The sequence below is a fragment of the Streptomyces calvus genome (assembly GCF_006782915.1).
In the GTDB taxonomy this organism is placed as follows: domain Bacteria; phylum Actinomycetota; class Actinomycetes; order Streptomycetales; family Streptomycetaceae; genus Streptomyces; species Streptomyces calvus.
Genome location: NZ_VCNP01000043.1, coordinates 23,313 through 38,143 on the forward strand (window position 1 = coordinate 23,313; position 14,831 = coordinate 38,143).

The 14,831-nt window shown below is 71.3% G+C and carries 15 protein-coding genes and 1 riboswitch; of the genes, 9 read left to right on the top strand and 6 right to left on the bottom strand.

The window, feature by feature from the left end:
* Window positions 1-2: 2 nt before the first annotated feature.
* Both FGW31_RS18975 and FGW31_RS18980 read right to left on the bottom strand, forming a co-directional pair.
* Complete coding sequence (locus tag FGW31_RS18975) at window positions 3-1,418, bottom strand: alpha,alpha-trehalose-phosphate synthase (UDP-forming) (protein ID WP_142194635.1); 1,416 nt, start codon at window positions 1,416-1,418, stop codon at window positions 3-5.
* A 60-nt stretch (window positions 1,419-1,478) separates the two neighbouring features.
* Window positions 1,479-2,444 carry a glucosyl-3-phosphoglycerate synthase gene (locus tag FGW31_RS18980; protein ID WP_142194636.1) on the bottom strand — a complete coding sequence of 322 codons (966 nt, stop codon included), beginning with the start codon at window positions 2,442-2,444 and terminating at the stop codon, window positions 1,479-1,481.
* Window positions 2,445-2,581: 137 nt separating this feature from the next.
* A riboswitch (SAM riboswitch) is annotated at window positions 2,582-2,729 on the top strand.
* Between the two features lie 18 nt (window positions 2,730-2,747).
* On the opposite strand from FGW31_RS18980, the gene thrC reads away from it, so the two are divergent.
* From thrC to groL, 4 genes are all read left to right on the top strand, one after another.
* On the top strand, window positions 2,748-4,046 hold the full coding sequence (thrC, locus tag FGW31_RS18985; RefSeq protein ID WP_142194637.1) for a threonine synthase: 1,299 nt from the start codon (window positions 2,748-2,750) through the stop codon (window positions 4,044-4,046).
* Between the two features lie 84 nt (window positions 4,047-4,130).
* Window positions 4,131-4,406 (top strand): ubiquitin-like small modifier protein 1, encoded by a 276-nt coding sequence (locus FGW31_RS18990; protein ID WP_142194638.1) that lies wholly within the window; start codon window positions 4,131-4,133, stop codon window positions 4,404-4,406.
* Window positions 4,407-4,836: 430 nt separating this feature from the next.
* On the top strand, window positions 4,837-5,040 hold the full coding sequence (locus FGW31_RS18995; RefSeq protein WP_004986573.1) for a cold-shock protein: 204 nt from the start codon (window positions 4,837-4,839) through the stop codon (window positions 5,038-5,040).
* Window positions 5,041-5,376: 336 nt separating this feature from the next.
* The gene (gene groL / locus FGW31_RS19000) at window positions 5,377-6,999 is read left to right on the top strand and encodes a chaperonin GroEL (protein WP_142194639.1); all 1,623 of its coding nucleotides are present in this window, start codon (window positions 5,377-5,379) and stop codon (window positions 6,997-6,999) included.
* Between the two features lie 80 nt (window positions 7,000-7,079).
* Here the strand turns inward: groL and FGW31_RS19005 are convergent, their stop codons facing one another.
* Window positions 7,080-7,439 (bottom strand): hypothetical protein, encoded by a 360-nt coding sequence (locus FGW31_RS19005; protein ID WP_142194640.1) that lies wholly within the window; start codon window positions 7,437-7,439, stop codon window positions 7,080-7,082.
* Between the two features lie 211 nt (window positions 7,440-7,650).
* Between FGW31_RS19005 and FGW31_RS19010 the strand changes: the two genes are divergently transcribed.
* Window positions 7,651-8,781: an NADH:flavin oxidoreductase gene (locus FGW31_RS19010; protein ID WP_142194641.1), complete on the top strand. Its 1,131-nt coding sequence runs from the start codon at window positions 7,651-7,653 to the stop codon at window positions 8,779-8,781.
* A 78-nt stretch (window positions 8,782-8,859) separates the two neighbouring features.
* Here FGW31_RS19010 and FGW31_RS19015 read toward each other — a convergent pair whose 3' ends face one another.
* The 3 genes from FGW31_RS19015 to FGW31_RS19025 form a co-directional block, all read right to left on the bottom strand.
* Window positions 8,860-9,792: a hypothetical protein gene (locus FGW31_RS19015; RefSeq protein ID WP_142194642.1), complete on the bottom strand. Its 933-nt coding sequence runs from the start codon at window positions 9,790-9,792 to the stop codon at window positions 8,860-8,862.
* Window positions 9,789-10,373: a DUF6932 family protein gene (locus FGW31_RS19020; RefSeq protein ID WP_142194643.1), complete on the bottom strand. Its 585-nt coding sequence runs from the start codon at window positions 10,371-10,373 to the stop codon at window positions 9,789-9,791. Before FGW31_RS19020 ends, FGW31_RS19015 begins: the two co-directional genes overlap by 4 nt.
* Before the next feature lie 439 nt (window positions 10,374-10,812).
* Window positions 10,813-11,256: an ATP-binding protein gene (locus FGW31_RS19025; RefSeq protein ID WP_142194644.1), complete on the bottom strand. Its 444-nt coding sequence runs from the start codon at window positions 11,254-11,256 to the stop codon at window positions 10,813-10,815.
* A gap of 393 nt (window positions 11,257-11,649) precedes the next feature.
* Here FGW31_RS19025 and FGW31_RS19030 point away from each other — a divergent pair, with 393 nt between their 5' ends.
* From FGW31_RS19030 to FGW31_RS19045, 4 genes are all read left to right on the top strand, one after another.
* A complete protein-coding gene (locus tag FGW31_RS19030) occupies window positions 11,650-12,525 on the top strand; it encodes a helix-turn-helix domain-containing protein (protein ID WP_142194645.1) in 876 nt (291 codons plus the stop codon).
* Window positions 12,522-12,731: a DUF397 domain-containing protein gene (locus FGW31_RS19035; protein ID WP_142194646.1), complete on the top strand. Its 210-nt coding sequence runs from the start codon at window positions 12,522-12,524 to the stop codon at window positions 12,729-12,731. The genes FGW31_RS19030 and FGW31_RS19035 overlap by 4 nt, the downstream gene beginning before the upstream one ends.
* 190 nt (window positions 12,732-12,921) lie before the next feature.
* Complete coding sequence (locus FGW31_RS19040) at window positions 12,922-13,116, top strand: hypothetical protein (protein WP_233452520.1); 195 nt, start codon at window positions 12,922-12,924, stop codon at window positions 13,114-13,116.
* A gap of 109 nt (window positions 13,117-13,225) precedes the next feature.
* On the top strand, window positions 13,226-14,770 hold the full coding sequence (locus FGW31_RS19045; protein WP_142194647.1) for a carboxylesterase/lipase family protein: 1,545 nt from the start codon (window positions 13,226-13,228) through the stop codon (window positions 14,768-14,770).
* Window positions 14,771-14,831: the final 61 nt, after the last annotated feature.

Below are 14,831 nucleotides of genomic sequence, written 5' to 3' on the forward strand. Positions count from 1 at the left end.
GGTCAGTCCCGCGCGCCGTCCCGCAGCGCGTCGAGCTGGTCCAGGAACCAGCGGGCCGGCGGCAGCGCGGTCGCCGCCGCGGCCAGGCGTTTGGCGCGTTCCGCACGGTCCGCCGGGCTCATCGTCAGCGCCTCGTGGAGGGCGCGGGCGGTCTCGGTGACGTCGTACGGGTTGACCGTGACCGCGTCCTCGCCCAGCTCCTCGTGGGCGCCCGCCTCCCGTGACAGCACCAGCGCGCAGCCCGCCTCGGAGATCACCGGGACCTCCTTGGCGACGAGGTTCATGCCGTCGCGGATCGGGTTGACCAGGGCCACGTCCGCCAGCCGGTACGCGGCCAGCGAGCGCGCGAAGTCGTCCTTGACGTGCAGCACGACCGGGCGCCAGCCGGGCGTGCCGAACCGCTCGTTGATCTCCTCCGCCACCCGCTGCACCTCGGCGGTGTAGTCGCGGTACACGGCGAGGTCCTGCCGGGACGGGTAGGCGAAGGCGACGTGCACCACGCGCTCGCGCCACTCCGGGCGGTCCTCCAGCAGCTGCCGGTACGCCAGCAGTCCGCGCACGATGTTCTTCGACAGCTCGGTGCGGTCCACCCGCACGACCGTCCGGCGGGGCGTGCCGTCGGGAGCCGTGCCGATCTCCTCCCGCAGCGCGACGATCCGCTCCTCGACGTCCGCCTCGTGCGCGCGGGCGCGCAGGAAGTCCGCGTCCGCGCCCAGCCCGTGCACCCCGATCCGGGTGCCGCCGAGCCCGCCCGCGAACCGCTCGCAGCACGCGGTGAACGCGTCCGCCCAGCGGCGGGTGAGGAAGCCCAGCCGGTCCGCGCCCAGCATGCCGCGCAGCACCTGGCCCGCGATGTCGTCCGGCAGCATCCGGAAGTACTCCGGCGGCGCCCACGGCGTGTGCGAGAAGTGACCGATGCGCAGGTCGGGGCGGAGTTCGCGGAGCATGCCGGGGACCAGCGTCAGGTGGTAGTCCTGCACGACCACCGCGGCGCCCTGCGCCGCCTCCTCGGCCAGCGCCTGCGCGAACGCCCGGTTGTAGGTCTCGTACGACGCCCACTGCCGGCGGAACTCCGCGTCGAACACCGGCTCCAGCGGCGTCTGGTACAGCATGTGGTGCACGAACCACAGCACCGAGTTGGCGATGCCGTTGTACGCGTCCGCGTGCACGTCCGCGGGGATGTCCAGCATCCGCACGCCGTCCTCGCCGACGCCGCGGCGCACGGCCTCGCGGTCGCCGTCGGACAGCGCCGAGCACACCCACAGCGCCCCCGTGTCCGGCCCGATCGCCGACAGCCCGGACACCAGTCCGCCACCGCCCCGCTTGGCGCGCAGCGAACCGTCCTCACGCACCTCGTACGACACCGGTCCCCGGTTGGAGGCGACCAGTACCTGAGCAGCACCGAAGCTTGCAGCCATACGCCTCAACCTAGCCCGGCCCCGGAGCACTCAAACGTACCGGCCGACCGGATACGGGGGTCAGGCCACGCGGCGCGCCTGGTACTCCGCGATCTCCGTCATCGGCGGGCGCTCCTCGGTGTCGACGGAGTACGTGCGGGGTTCGAAGGCGTCGCCCGAGCGCTCGAACTGGGTGAGGGACGGCCGGATCAGATGGCCGCGGGCCAGGCGGAGCTGGGCGGTGCGGTAGATCGCGGCGGCCATCCGGCCGAGGGCCTGCCCGTCCTGGTGGCGGTGCCTGCGCACCCCGACGTCCACCTGGGCCAGGGCGTCGAGGCCCACCAGGTGCAGCGCGTCGACCAGCATGCCGAGCTCGACGCCGTACCCGACGGGGAAGGGCAGCTGTTCCAGCAGGGTGCGGCGGGCCGCGTACTCGCCGCCGAGCGGCTGGACGAAGCCGGCCAGCCGGGGCCAGTGCATGTTCAGCAGCGGGCGGGCCATCAGCTCCGTGACCCGGCCGCCCTGGCCGGCCGCCGTGCCGCCGGGACCGTCGGACACCGTGAGCGGGCGGTCGTACATCGCCTTGACCAGGTGCACGTCCGGCTCGGTGAGCAGCGGGCCGACGATGCCGGTGACGAAGTCGGAGGAGAAGTCCCGCAGGTCCGCGTCGACGAAGCAGACGATGTCGCCGGACGTGACCAGCAGCGAACGCCACAACACCTCGCCCTTGCCGGGCACCGCCGGGATGCGCGGCAGGATCGCGTCCCGGTGCACCACCGTCGCGCCCGCCGCCGCCGCGCGCTCCGCGGTGCGGTCGGTGGAGCCGGAGTCGACCACCACGACCTCGTCGACCAGCGGGGCCCCGACCACCAGATCGCGCCGGATGACCGACACGATCTCGCCGACCGTCGCCTCCTCGTTGAGCGCGGGCAGCACCACGCTCACCGTCTGACCCGTGGCCCGTTTCGCGGCCAGGACCCGGTGGAGCGGCCGGTCGGCCACCGACCAGGAACGGTCGGTCAGCCAGCGCTCGACTTCTTCCAGCACGGTCCCCGGCTCCTCACTGGCCTGTGATCCATCTCGCGGTTCGGACGGCTATCTCCACCATGCAGGCCTTCGGTTACAGTCTTGAACAACGCCGATGACCACCGCATGCCGGGGTCGTGGCGCCGACAACTGAACACCGCTCATCCAGAGGGGCAGAGGGACACGGCCCGATGAAGCCCCGGCAACCCTCCAGTCGGTTCTTGTCACACGGACGTGGCGAGGCTCCCGACTAGGGAAGGTGCCAAATCCGTCTCACGGCGAGATGCGTCGTGAGGAAGATGAGGAGAAAGGGCCTCGCCTCACATGGCTGTGCAGACCGTTGCAAGCACCACCGACTCCGCCGCCGGCACCTCCGTCGACCTGGGCCCCGCCGCCGCGCTCTCCTGCCGCGAATGCGGGCACCGCGTCCCCCTCGGCCCCGTCTTCGCCTGCGAGGAGTGTTTCGGCCCGCTGGAGATCGCCTACGACTTCTCGGCCTACGACACCGAGGAGCTCCGCAAGCGGATCGAGGCGGGCCCCGCGAACATCTGGCGCTACGCGCCGCTGCTGCCCGTCCCGGCGGACGTGGCCACCAAGCCGAACCTCAACCCCGGCTGGACCAAGCTCGTCAAGGCCGACAACCTCGCCCGCGAACTCGGCGTCGACGCCGGCAAGCTGTTCGTGAAGGACGACTCCGGCAACCCGACGCACTCCTTCAAGGACCGCGTGGTCGCCCAGGCCCTGGAAGCGGCCCGCGCCTTCGGCTTCACCACCCTGTCCTGCTCCTCCACCGGCAACCTGGCCGGCGCGGTCGGCGCCGCCGCCGCGCGGGCCGGCTTCCGCTCCTGCGTGTTCATCCCGCACGACCTGGAGCAGGGCAAGGTCGTCATGGCCGCCGTCTACGGCGGCGAGCTGGTCGGCATCGAAGGCAACTACGACGACGTGAACCGCTTCTGCTCCGAGCTGATCGGCGACCCGGCCGGCGAGGGCTGGGGCTTCGTCAACGTCAACCTGCGGCCGTACTACGCCGAGGGCTCCAAGACGCTGGCGTACGAGATCTGCGAGCAGCTCGGCTGGCAGCTGCCGGACCAGATTGTCGTCCCGATCGCCTCCGGCTCCCAGCTCACGAAGATCGACAAGGGTCTGCAGGAGCTGATCAAGCTCGGTCTTGTCGAGGACAGGCCGTACAAGATCTTCGGTGCGCAGGCCGAGGGCTGCTCGCCGGTGTCCACCGCGTACAAGGCCGGTCACGACGTCGTGCGCCCGCAGAAGCCGAACACCATCGCCAAGTCGCTGGCGATCGGCAACCCGGCGGACGGGCCGTACGTGCTCGACATCGCGCGGCGCACCGGTGGCGCGGTGGAGGACGTGACGGACGAGCAGGTCGTCGACGCGATCAAGTTGCTCGCCCGGACGGAAGGGATCTTCGCGGAGACCGCGGGCGGTGTCACGGTCGGCGTGACCAGGAAGCTGCTGGAGAGCGGTGCGCTGGACCCGTCGCTGACGACGGTCGTCCTCAACACGGGCGACGGTCTGAAGACGCTGGACGCGGTGGCGGGTACGGGACTCACGGCGACGATCCGTCCCAGCCTCGACTCCTTCCGCGAGGCCGGTCTCGCGTGACCGTCGTCTGTTCGCTCGTCCACGGGCCGGTGGGGCCGGTCGCCCCCCGCGTCCCCGCTGTCTCATCCGACCGGAGGTTCTGAAGTGAGCGTTACTGTCCGCATCCCGACCATCCTGCGCACCTACACCGGTGGGCAGTCCGAGGTGAGCGCCGAGGGCGCCACGCTGGGCGAGGTCATCGAGGACCTGGAGAAGAACCACACCGGGATCGCCGCCCGGGTCCTGGACGACCAGGGCAAGCTGCGCCGGTTCGTCAACGTCTACGTCAACGACGACGACGTCCGCTTCGAGCAGGGCCTGCAGACGGCGACCCCGGACGGCGCCGGTGTCTCCATCATCCCGGCGGTCGCCGGCGGCTGATCATTACCTTCGGTAATGACCGTTACCGAACGTTCGGGGAACTGCCCCCTCCGTGAGAGAAGCGGAGGGGGCAATTCCATGGGATTGAGCACGGTAGAGTTGGGGAACGCGGTCCCGACCCCCTGATCGGGAACCTTGAATTCCTGCCGCCCGTCCGACTGGATGTAGCCAAAGTGTGGGCGTCTTTCGCGGCATTTGTGGCCTTTGTGTGGCCCGACTTGCCCTGAATTCAGGCGAATTCTCGCCATATTCCGGACCGGCGTCGTCCAGATTTCTCGTCCGATTGACCTGTTGCAGACGGCAGTTGGACAGATACATTCGGCCGCGGTCGACGCGTTCCGGCGCACGCCCCCAACCGTTGGGGGGTGAGGTCTGACCCGGATCCGCGAAGTGTGGATCTGTGCAAGGGCCAGTAATAGGGGAGTTAGGCATGGCTCAGGGCACCGTCAAGTGGTTCAACGCGGAGAAGGGGTACGGCTTCATCGCGGTCGACGGTGGTGCGGATGTTTTCGTCCACTACAGTGCGATCCAGATGGACGGCTACCGCACCCTGGAAGAGGGCCAGCGGGTCGAGTTCGAGATCTCGCAGGGCCAGAAGGGCCCGCAGGCCGACATGGTTCGCGTCACCGCCTGAACGCGCTACCAGCCGCAAGGAATCTTTCTGCCGGTGAAGGGCCCGCACCCGAGGGGTGCGGGCCCTTCACCGTGTTCGCGCGCGGCGGAGCGCCCAGGTCGGCCCCCCGGCACCGCCCGGAAACGGCTCCCGCTTCGCGGGCGCGCCTTGCACTCGGGAGGGGCGAGTGCTAATCATTGCGTTAGCACTCTGAAGGTGAGAGTGACAACGTAAGGACCGGGTCGGTGAGGCCCGCGGGCCAGTGGGGCAAGGAACCACAGGGTCCTGCGAGCCGTCCGTCGCGGGCGCGGGCGCGGTCCGAAGGAATCACCCCCAGTCCTGGAGGGACCACTTCACATGGCCAAGATCATCGCGTTCGACGAGGAGGCGCGGCGCGGCCTCGAGCGCGGCATGAACCAGCTCGCGGACGCCGTGAAGGTGACGCTCGGCCCCAAGGGCCGCAACGTCGTCCTCGAGAAGAAGTGGGGCGCCCCCACGATCACCAACGACGGTGTCTCCATCGCCAAGGAGATCGAGCTCGAGGACCCGTACGAGAAGATCGGCGCCGAGCTGGTCAAGGAAGTCGCCAAGAAGACGGACGACGTCGCCGGTGACGGTACGACCACCGCGACCGTTCTCGCCCAGGCCCTGGTCAAGGAGGGCCTGCGCAACGTCGCCGCCGGTGCCAACCCGATGGCTCTGAAGCGCGGTATCGAGAAGGCCGTCGAGGCCGTCTCCGGTGCCCTGCTGGAGCAGGCGAAGGATGTCGAGACCAAGGAGCAGATCGCCTCCACGGCCTCCATCTCCGCCGCCGACACCCAGATCGGCGAGCTCATCGCCGAGGCCATGGACAAGGTCGGCAAGGAAGGCGTCATCACCGTCGAGGAGTCCCAGACCTTCGGTCTGGAGCTGGAGCTCACCGAGGGTATGCGCTTCGACAAGGGCTACATCTCGGCGTACTTCGCCACCGACATGGAGCGTATGGAGGCCGTCCTCGACGACCCGTACATCCTGATCGCGAACTCCAAGATCTCCAACGTCAAGGACCTGCTCCCGCTCCTGGAGAAGGTCATGCAGTCGGGCAAGCCGCTGCTGATCATCGCCGAGGACGTCGAGGGCGAGGCCCTGTCGACCCTGGTCGTCAACAAGATCCGCGGCACCTTCAAGTCCGTCGCCGTCAAGGCCCCGGGCTTCGGCGACCGCCGCAAGGCCATGCTCGGCGACATCGCCATCCTCACCGGCGGCGAGGTCATCTCCGAGGAGGTCGGTCTCAAGCTGGAGAACGCCACCCTCGACCTGCTGGGCAAGGCCCGCAAGGTGGTCATCACCAAGGACGAGACCACCATCGTCGACGGTGCCGGCTCGGCCGACCAGGTCCAGGGCCGTGTGAACCAGATCCGCGCCGAGATCGAGAACAGCGACTCGGACTACGACCGCGAGAAGCTGCAGGAGCGCCTGGCGAAGCTCGCCGGCGGTGTCGCGGTCATCAAGGCCGGTGCCGCCACCGAGGTGGAGCTCAAGGAGCGCAAGCACCGCATCGAGGACGCCGTGCGCAACGCCAAGGCGGCCGTCGAGGAGGGCATCGTCGCCGGTGGTGGCGTGGCCCTGCTCCAGGCCTCCCAGGTGTTCGAGAAGCTGGAGCTCGAGGGTGACGAGGCGACCGGCGCCAACGCCGTGCGCATCGCCCTGGAGGCCCCGCTGAAGCAGATCGCCGTCAACGCCGGCCTCGAGGGCGGTGTCGTGGTGGAGAAGGTGCGCAACCTGACCCCGGGCCACGGCCTGAACGCCGCGACCGGCGAGTACGTCGACCTGGTCAAGGAAGGCATCATCGACCCGGCGAAGGTGACCCGCTCTGCCCTGCAGAACGCCGCCTCCATCGCCGCGCTCTTCCTCACCACCGAGGCCGTCATCGCCGACAAGCCGGAGAAGGCCGCGGCCCCGGCCGGCGGCGGCATGCCGGGCGGTGACATGGACTTCTGATCCTTCCGAGGATCGGATCCGTCCGTCGCGTACCGAGGGCGGCACTCCCTGTTCGACAGGGGGTGCCGCCCTCGGGCGTGTCAGGAGACGCACCAGGGCACGCGGCACACGTGCGGTTCCGCGCCCTCCGGGCACAGGCCGCGCAGCACCGCCTTGCGGACGGCGCGCCAGGTGCGCAGCGAGCACACCAGCCGGACGCGCAGCTCGACCGGTTCGCGCCCGCCGGCGTCGTGGCCCGGGTGCTCCAGGGCCCACTGCTCCGCCAGGTCGTCGTAGAGGTGCGCGGTCGCCGTCGAGCTGCCGGGCAGGACGCGCAGGACGGTCCGCTCCACGAGCCGGGCGCGCCGCGCCGCCACGGCCTCGTCCACGAGCGCACCCGCCCACGCCAGTCCCGCCTCGTCCGCGTACAGGCCGAGGCGCAGGGTGCGGGTCCGGCTCATGCGGTGCCGGTCCGGAGGCGCGCGGCGGTCATGCCGGTCATCGTGCGCCCGATGCGTCCGCCGGTGCCAGAGGTTTTCTTGCGGTGATCGGGATCACACACGGGTGACCGCGGGTCGACGGAATGTCTTCCGCCGCATCCCCGTTGGCGTGGGAGGTGCATTCGATGCATACGCACATACCAATCGGTACCCCCCGATAAGGAGCCCCCACGTGACCGTCACCGCTTCGGACACCGCGGCCCGAGCCGCCGCCATCCTGTCCCGGCCCGCCGTGATCAACGGCCTGACCGTCCCCAACCGCATCGCCATGGCGCCGATGACCCGCATGTTCTCGCCGGGCGGCGTGCCCGGTGAGGACGTCGTGTCGTACTACTCCCGCCGTGCCGCCGCCGGTGTCGGACTGATCGTCACCGAGGGCACGTACGTCGGCCACGAGTCCGCCGGGCAGAGCGACCGGGTGCCGCGGTTCCACGGGGAGGAGCAGCTGGCGGGCTGGGCGAAGGTCGCCGAGGCGGTGCACGCGGCGGGCGGCACGATCGTGCCGCAGCTGTGGCACATCGGCATGGTCCGCGAGCAGGGCCAGGCGCCCTACCCGGACGCCCCGGCGGTCGGCCCGTCCGGTGTGCGCACGGACGGCACCGAGGGCAAGGGCAAGGCGATGACGCAGGGCGACATCGACGCGGTCGTCGCCGCGTTCGCCCAGGCCGCCGCCGACGCCGAGCGCATCGGCTTCGACGGCGTCGAGCTGCACGGCGCCCACGGCTACCTCATCGACCAGTTCCTGTGGGCCGGCACCAACCGCCGCACCGACGCCTACGGCGGCGACCCGGTCGCCCGCGCCACGTTCGCGGCGGAGATCGTCGCGGCCGTGCGCGAGCGGGTCTCGCCGGAGTTCCCCGTGATCTTCCGCTACTCGCAGTGGAAGCAGGACGCCTACGACGCGCGCCTCGCCGAGACGCCCCAGGAGCTGGAGGCGATCCTCGCCCCGCTCGCCGCGGCCGGCGTCGACGCCTTCCACGCCTCCACGCGCCGCTACTGGACCCCCGAGTTCGACGGCTCCGACCTGAACCTGGCCGGCTGGACGAAGAAGCTGACCGGCAAGCCCGCGATCACGGTCGGCTCGGTCGGCCTGAACGGCGAGTTCCTCAAGGCGTTCCAGGGGGAGGGCGCCGAGCTGGGCGACCTCGACAACCTGCTGGACCGCATGGAGCGCGACGAGTTCGACCTCGTCGCCGTGGGCCGCGCGCTGCTCCAGGACCCGCAGTGGGCGGCCAAGGTCCTGGCCGGCCGCTTCGACGAACTGGCGCCGTACGACGCGGCGTCCCTGCAGACCCTGAGCTGACGACCGGGGCCGGGCGCCTCCCGACTCCGGGGGAGCCGCCCGGTGCGCACGGCACGCCGGTGCCGCGGGGCGGGCCGGTCAGGGATCCAGCGGCAGCGCCACCTGCTCCGCGGCCTGTCCCAGGTACGTGTACTCGGTGGCGCGTGCGATGCCGACGGCATCCAGGCGTTGCCTGAACCGAATCCGGAAGTGGACGTTGTCCCCGAGGACCGGGCGCATGCGGATCAGGACTTCGGGGTCCTCGAAGTGGACGTCGTAGGCGGGAGCGTTCTTGGCGGTGCCCGTCTTCACCTTGACCCAGCCGCTCTCCCGCAGTTCCGTGATGCGGCCGGAGACGGTGATCTCCTGGTCGCGGGGCCGGGTGCCACGAAGACGCCCGACGTACTGCCGGCCGCGTTCGCCGAGCCGTGCGCTGCGCATGCCCCCGTTCGCGTCGTACCAGGTCACGTCCAGGTCCAGGGCGTACTTGTCCAGCGCGCGTGCCACGGCGTCCACGGAGTCGAAGAGCCGGGACCACTCGCGGATGTCCTCCTCGGACTCCAGTGCGTCCAGGAGCCTGGTGAAGGTCTGCATGCCGGTGCTCGTGGCAGAGGTGGCGGGAGCGTCCAGCGCCGGCTCGTCCGGTGCGTACGCCGCAGCGACGGGGCGGGCGTGGATCACGGTGCTGCCCGCCGAGAGGCCGGTGAGCTCCAACTGGACCGGGGTCCCTGCCGCGGCCGAGACGGCCTTCTCGACGGGGTCGAGGAGAGCGTCGCCCCACTGGAAGCGCAGGGCGCCGCCCTCGGTGTCCGGGCCGGTGAGCCGGAGTCGTAGTTCCTCGTCCAGGTGGGCGTTCGGCTCGTACTGCCGTGCGGCCGCCAGTCGACTTGCCCGGTGGTCGGCCTCGACCGCGTCGTCGTCCCGCTCTTCCGTCCCCATCTCCTCCAGGAGCCGCTGTGCGCGGGCGGTGGCGTTCGGGTCGTTCCGGAGCAGGGCGCGCCTGCGTTCGCGCCAGCTGTCGCCGGTCGTCACAGTCGCACCTCCAGGTACCCGCGTGCCGGGACGGCACTGGCCTCGGACGGAGAGCGGTCCGCCTGGTCAGGCAGCCGGCACCGCTGCCACCAGTCGTCCCACACCCCTCTGTGCATGAAGTATGTCCGTTCCTCGGCGGTCATGTGCTCCGGCCGGAAGACGTGCCCCACCGGTTGGTATCCGACTCTGACCGGGGAGACACCGTATTTCCGTCTGATGCTGTCCCTGCTCTTGAACGCATCGGTCAGCCACTTCGAGCCCGGCCTGCCGCGGACCGCTCGTTCGGCCCGGACGTCGATCAGGAGGGTGGCGTCGATGTTGCCGGGGTCGACCTTCGTGCTGACGAAGCTGCCGCCGAGCCACAGCCTGTGGATGAGCGGGAGACCCTGGAGGACGTCGTGGTAGGTGTCCTCCAAGGTCAGGAAGCGATCGAGATAGTCGTGCAGTCCGTCCCACAGGCCGGTCCGGGTGGCCGAGTCCGCGAACTCCGGCGCGCTGACCAGTAGCGATTCGGCGTCCCCGAAGGAGACCGAGAAGCGGCCCAGCGGGAGGAAGCCGGTGACGGTGAAGGAGGGCAGCACGTGGATCCTGTGGGCGGTGTGGGTGCGGAAGGGCGGCGGCGGTGAGGGTCGACCCTCAGACAGGCGGGCGGTGGGGCGACTTGAGGTCCCCGCCGGGAGCCCGCGCGCCGACGGCGAGCGAGGGGACGTGGCAGCCGAGGCCTGCCACCGGTGTGGTGACGCGATCGGGTGGGATTGCTGTGTGCGGCTGACCGGGCGCGCGGGGGCGCGCTAGGTTTCGTGCATCCATCGGGAAGGTGCTGCTTCCTTGGTGGTCAGGCCCTCGCACCGGGATTGCAGTCCCGGCGAGGGCCGACGTCTTTGGGGGAGTGAGGTGCGCTGAGCGTAGGCGAGTCGAGGGCGCGCGGATCCTGCGGAGCCGGTGATGTTCACCCGCCCGAGTGATCGCGGGCCTCGGGCGGTCAGGGCCTGCTCGGGAAGGCGCCGAGGCACCGGAGCCTCAGGACGTGGGTTCCGTTGGAGTGAGGCGCAGTTCGGCCCAGACGGTCTTGCGGGGGAAGCGGTCCTCGGCGACGCCCCAGCGGTCCGCGAGCGCGTCCACGAGCAGCAGGCCGCGGCCCGACTCCGCGTCGGCAGTGGGCGGTTGGAGCTCGGGCAGGCGTTCGCTGCGGGTGTCGGTGACCTCGATGCGGAGCGTGCCGTCGATCACGTAGAGCGCGAGACGGAAGTCCCGGCCCGGGACACGGCCGTGGGTGGCGGCGTTGACGGCCAGTTCGGCCACGACCTGGCGCGCGGCCTCCGAGTCGTACCCCCAGTCGCGGAGGTGGGCGTCCGCGAGGAGCCGGGCGAGGCGGGCGCTGCGCGGGGTGGCGGACAGCAACACGCTGAAGTGGGGGAAGGGGCTGGTCGGTTGAGCCGTGACGGCGGCGGTTTCCTGGTGCACGGCACCCAGGGTGGTGGCCGACGTGCGTCGCCGTGCGTGATTGCGGGGGTGCGTACGGCGACTGTCGGTGAGGTGTACGGCGGCGTCGGCGTTGTCGGTGGGGGCTCAGATGTGAGGGGTGTGAGCGGTGCCGAGCGATGCGTTGACGGGCGGTGGGGGAGGGGCCTGGAGGCGGGCGGAGGTCGGGGCCGGTCGGTGATGGCATGGCGCCTCTCGAACGTGTGAATTGTGCGTTCGGCGCCTCCGGTGGTGCCTTCCGCGCTCCAGCATGCTTCGTGACGCGTGACCGTGTGCGGTGACTGTCCGCCGGTTGTCCGGTGCTGTCCGGACGGTCGGGGTGGTTGGTGCCGGTAGGGCGTCGCGGTACGGCGCGGGACGACGGAGGGGCGCGACATGACGGTGGACGGCGAGGCGGTACGGGCCGGGAGCGAGGCGGACGAGCCCGGGTGGGAGGTGGACCCGGACGACGAGTGGGGCATCGCCGTCATCACCACGGTGGGCCGGCAGTTGAAGCTGCGGCGCGAGGCGGTGGGCATGCGGGCCGCCGAGTTCGGGGCGGCGGTGGGGTACGGAGAGGACCTCGTCTACAAGGTCGAGGGCGGAAAGCGGATTCCCCGGCAGGAGTATCTGGACAGGGCGGACGAGGTGTTGGGGGCGGGCGGACTCATCTCGGCGACCTGGGAGGACGTGAAGAGGGTCCGGTATCCGAAGAGCGTGCGGGCACTGGCGGCACTGGAGGCCAAGGCGGTCGAGCTGGGTGTGTACGTCGGGCTCAGTATTCACGGCTTGCTGCAGACACCGGAGCATGCGCGCGCCCTGTTCGAAGCGTGGCTGCCGCCGTACTCGGAAGAGGAGTCGGAGAGCTTGGTTGCTGCCCGTATGGCCCGGAAGTCCATCTTCGAGCGGTCTCCTGCTCCGGCTCTCAGCTTCGTCCTGGAAGAGGCGACTCTGCGTCGGCGCGTTGGAGGCACAATGGTGTGGCGACAGCAGCTCGAACACCTGCTGGAGGTGGGGAAGTTGCGCAACGTCACCTTGCAGGTAATGCCTACCGGCGCGGGGGCTCACCCCGGCCTGGACGGCAGAATCGAGGTGCTGAAGCTCGCCGACGGCACGGCGGCAGGTCGTTCCGACGGTGCATTCAGCGGCCGACCGACTTTCGATCCGAAACAACTGCGGATCCTCGAGCTGCGGTACGGGGCGATCCGGGCCCAGGCTCTCACCCCGCGGGAGTCGCTGGCCTTCATCGAGCAAGTGCTGGGAGAGACATGATCCGCAAGGCTTCTGCCGGGGACGTTCCCGAACTGGTCTGGTTCAAGAGCAGCTACAGCGACGGCCCCGATGGCAACTCCTGCGTGGAAGTGGCGATAGCGCCCGACGCCGTTCACGTCCGCGACTCCAAGGACCTCATGGGTCCTCGACTCGCGCTCGCGCCGGGTGCGTGGGGGAGTTTCGTGGCGTACGCGTCTGAACGCTGACCGCGTAGCGGTACGTGCGCCCCGTGCCCGGGTGGTGTCGGGTGCGGGGCGGACGGTGGTTTGCGGGGCGTGTGGCGGCCGTCTCCGGGCGTCCACTTGCTCAAGTCCGTCCTGCTCATGGACCAGGTCCGGCACTTCGTGCCGGCGTTCCGCGTCATCGGCGCCGGCATCGGCTTCACCTACGGCGCGAATGACCACGCGGTTCGGCTCCCACGTGCTGCCCGGCGAGGACGGCTTCCGTACCGTCCTGGCGCTCGGCGCCGGGGCCGCGCTGGTCGGCTTCGCCATCGCCGCGTTCATCCCGCGGCAGCGTCCGGCCGGCCCCGACGCCCTGCCCGCCGCCGACCCGGCCCGCGCCGCCGAGGCCACCGGGGCGCAGGCGTAGGGTCGTTGACCGATCGGCGGCCGCCGCCCGGATGCGTACCGGGCGGCGGCCGAGGCGGACGGACACGCGTCGCCCGCCCGTCCCACCGGCTCGTAGTGAGGAGACCCCGATGACGACGTCCACGCCCCGACCGCCGGCGGACCCGGCCGGACCCGTGGTGCGCACCGCCTCCGGTGCCGTACGGGGACGCCACGAGCAGGGCCTGTCGGTCTTCCGCGGCATACCGTTCGCCGAACCGCCGGTCGGTGAGGCCCGGTTCGCCGCGCCGCGTCCGCGGCGTGCCTGGGACGGCGTGCGGGAGGCGTACGCGTTCGGCCCGCCGCCCCCGCAGGAACCCGGTTTCGTCCAGGGCCGCACCGTCCCCGCCGTCCCCGCCGGCGACGACTGGCTCACCGTCAACGTCTGGACGCCCGAACCCGTCCCCGCCGCCCGCCGCCCCGTCATGGTGTGGATCTACGGCGGCGCCTACCGGCTCGGCCACGGCGGCAGCCCCGGCTACGACGCCTCGCGCCTCGCACACGACGGCGACCTCGTCGTCGTCACCTTCAACTACCGCGTCGGCATGGAGGGGTTCGCCCACATCGAGGGCGCGCCCGCCAACCGGGGCCTGCTCGACCAGGTGGCCGCCCTGGAGTGGGTGCGGGACAACATCACGGCGTTCGGCGGCGACCCCGGACAGGTCACCGTGTTCGGCGAGTCGGCGGGCGCCGGTTCCGTCGCGGCGCTGCTGGCCATGGACCGCGCGGCCGGACTGTTCCACCGGGCGATCGCGCAGAGCGTGCCCGGCACCTACTTCTCCGACGCCCTCGCCCGGGACATCGGCACCGCGCTCGCCGCCGAGGCGGGACTGCGGCCGACGGTGGCGGAGCTGTCCGCCGTGGACCCGGCCAAGCTGACCGCCGTGGGACAGTCGCTCGGCGCCCGGATGATCCAGTACGCGGACCGCTGGGGGCAGGCCGCGCCCACGGCCACGCCGTACGCGCCGGTCGTCGACGGCGACGTCCTGCCGGTCACGCCCTGGCAGGCGCTCGCGGCCGGGGCGGCCCGCGACGTGGACCTGCTCACCGGGCACAACCGGGACGAGTTCCGCCTGTTCCTGGCGCTGGCCGGCCGCCTCGGACGGATCACCGAGGAGCAGGCCATGGCGGCCCTGCGGATGTACGCGCCCGGCCCGGACGGCGAACGCGCCTACCGCGCCGCCTTCCCCGGCGCGTCCGCCTCCGACCTGTGCGAACGGGTCCAGACGGACTGGCTGTTCGCGATGCCCACCCTGCGGCTGGCCGAGGCGCAGACCGCCGGCGGCGGCCGGGCCCACCTCTACGAGCTGACCTGGCCGGCCCCGGGCGAGAACGGCGCCCTCGGCGCCTGCCACGGCCTGGACATCCCGCTGCTCTTCGGCACCTTCGAGGCGGACCTCGGGCTGCTGCTGTTCGCCGGGGCCGAGCCGACGGACGAGGCCCGCCGGCTGTCGGCGGAGTTCCGCGCCGCCTGGACGGCGTTCGCCCGGACCGGCGACCCAGGCTGGCCCGCGTACGACACCGGCACCCGGCCGGTGCGGGTGCTGGACGCGGAGCCCACCGTGGCGCCGTACCCGGAGGAGGTCTCGCGCCGCCTGTGGGACGGCCACGACTTCGCGCCGCTGCCCCTGCTGTGAGCAGCCGCTGCCGCTGCGGTGAGCAGCCGCTGCCGCTGCGGTGAGCAGCCGCTGCCCGCAG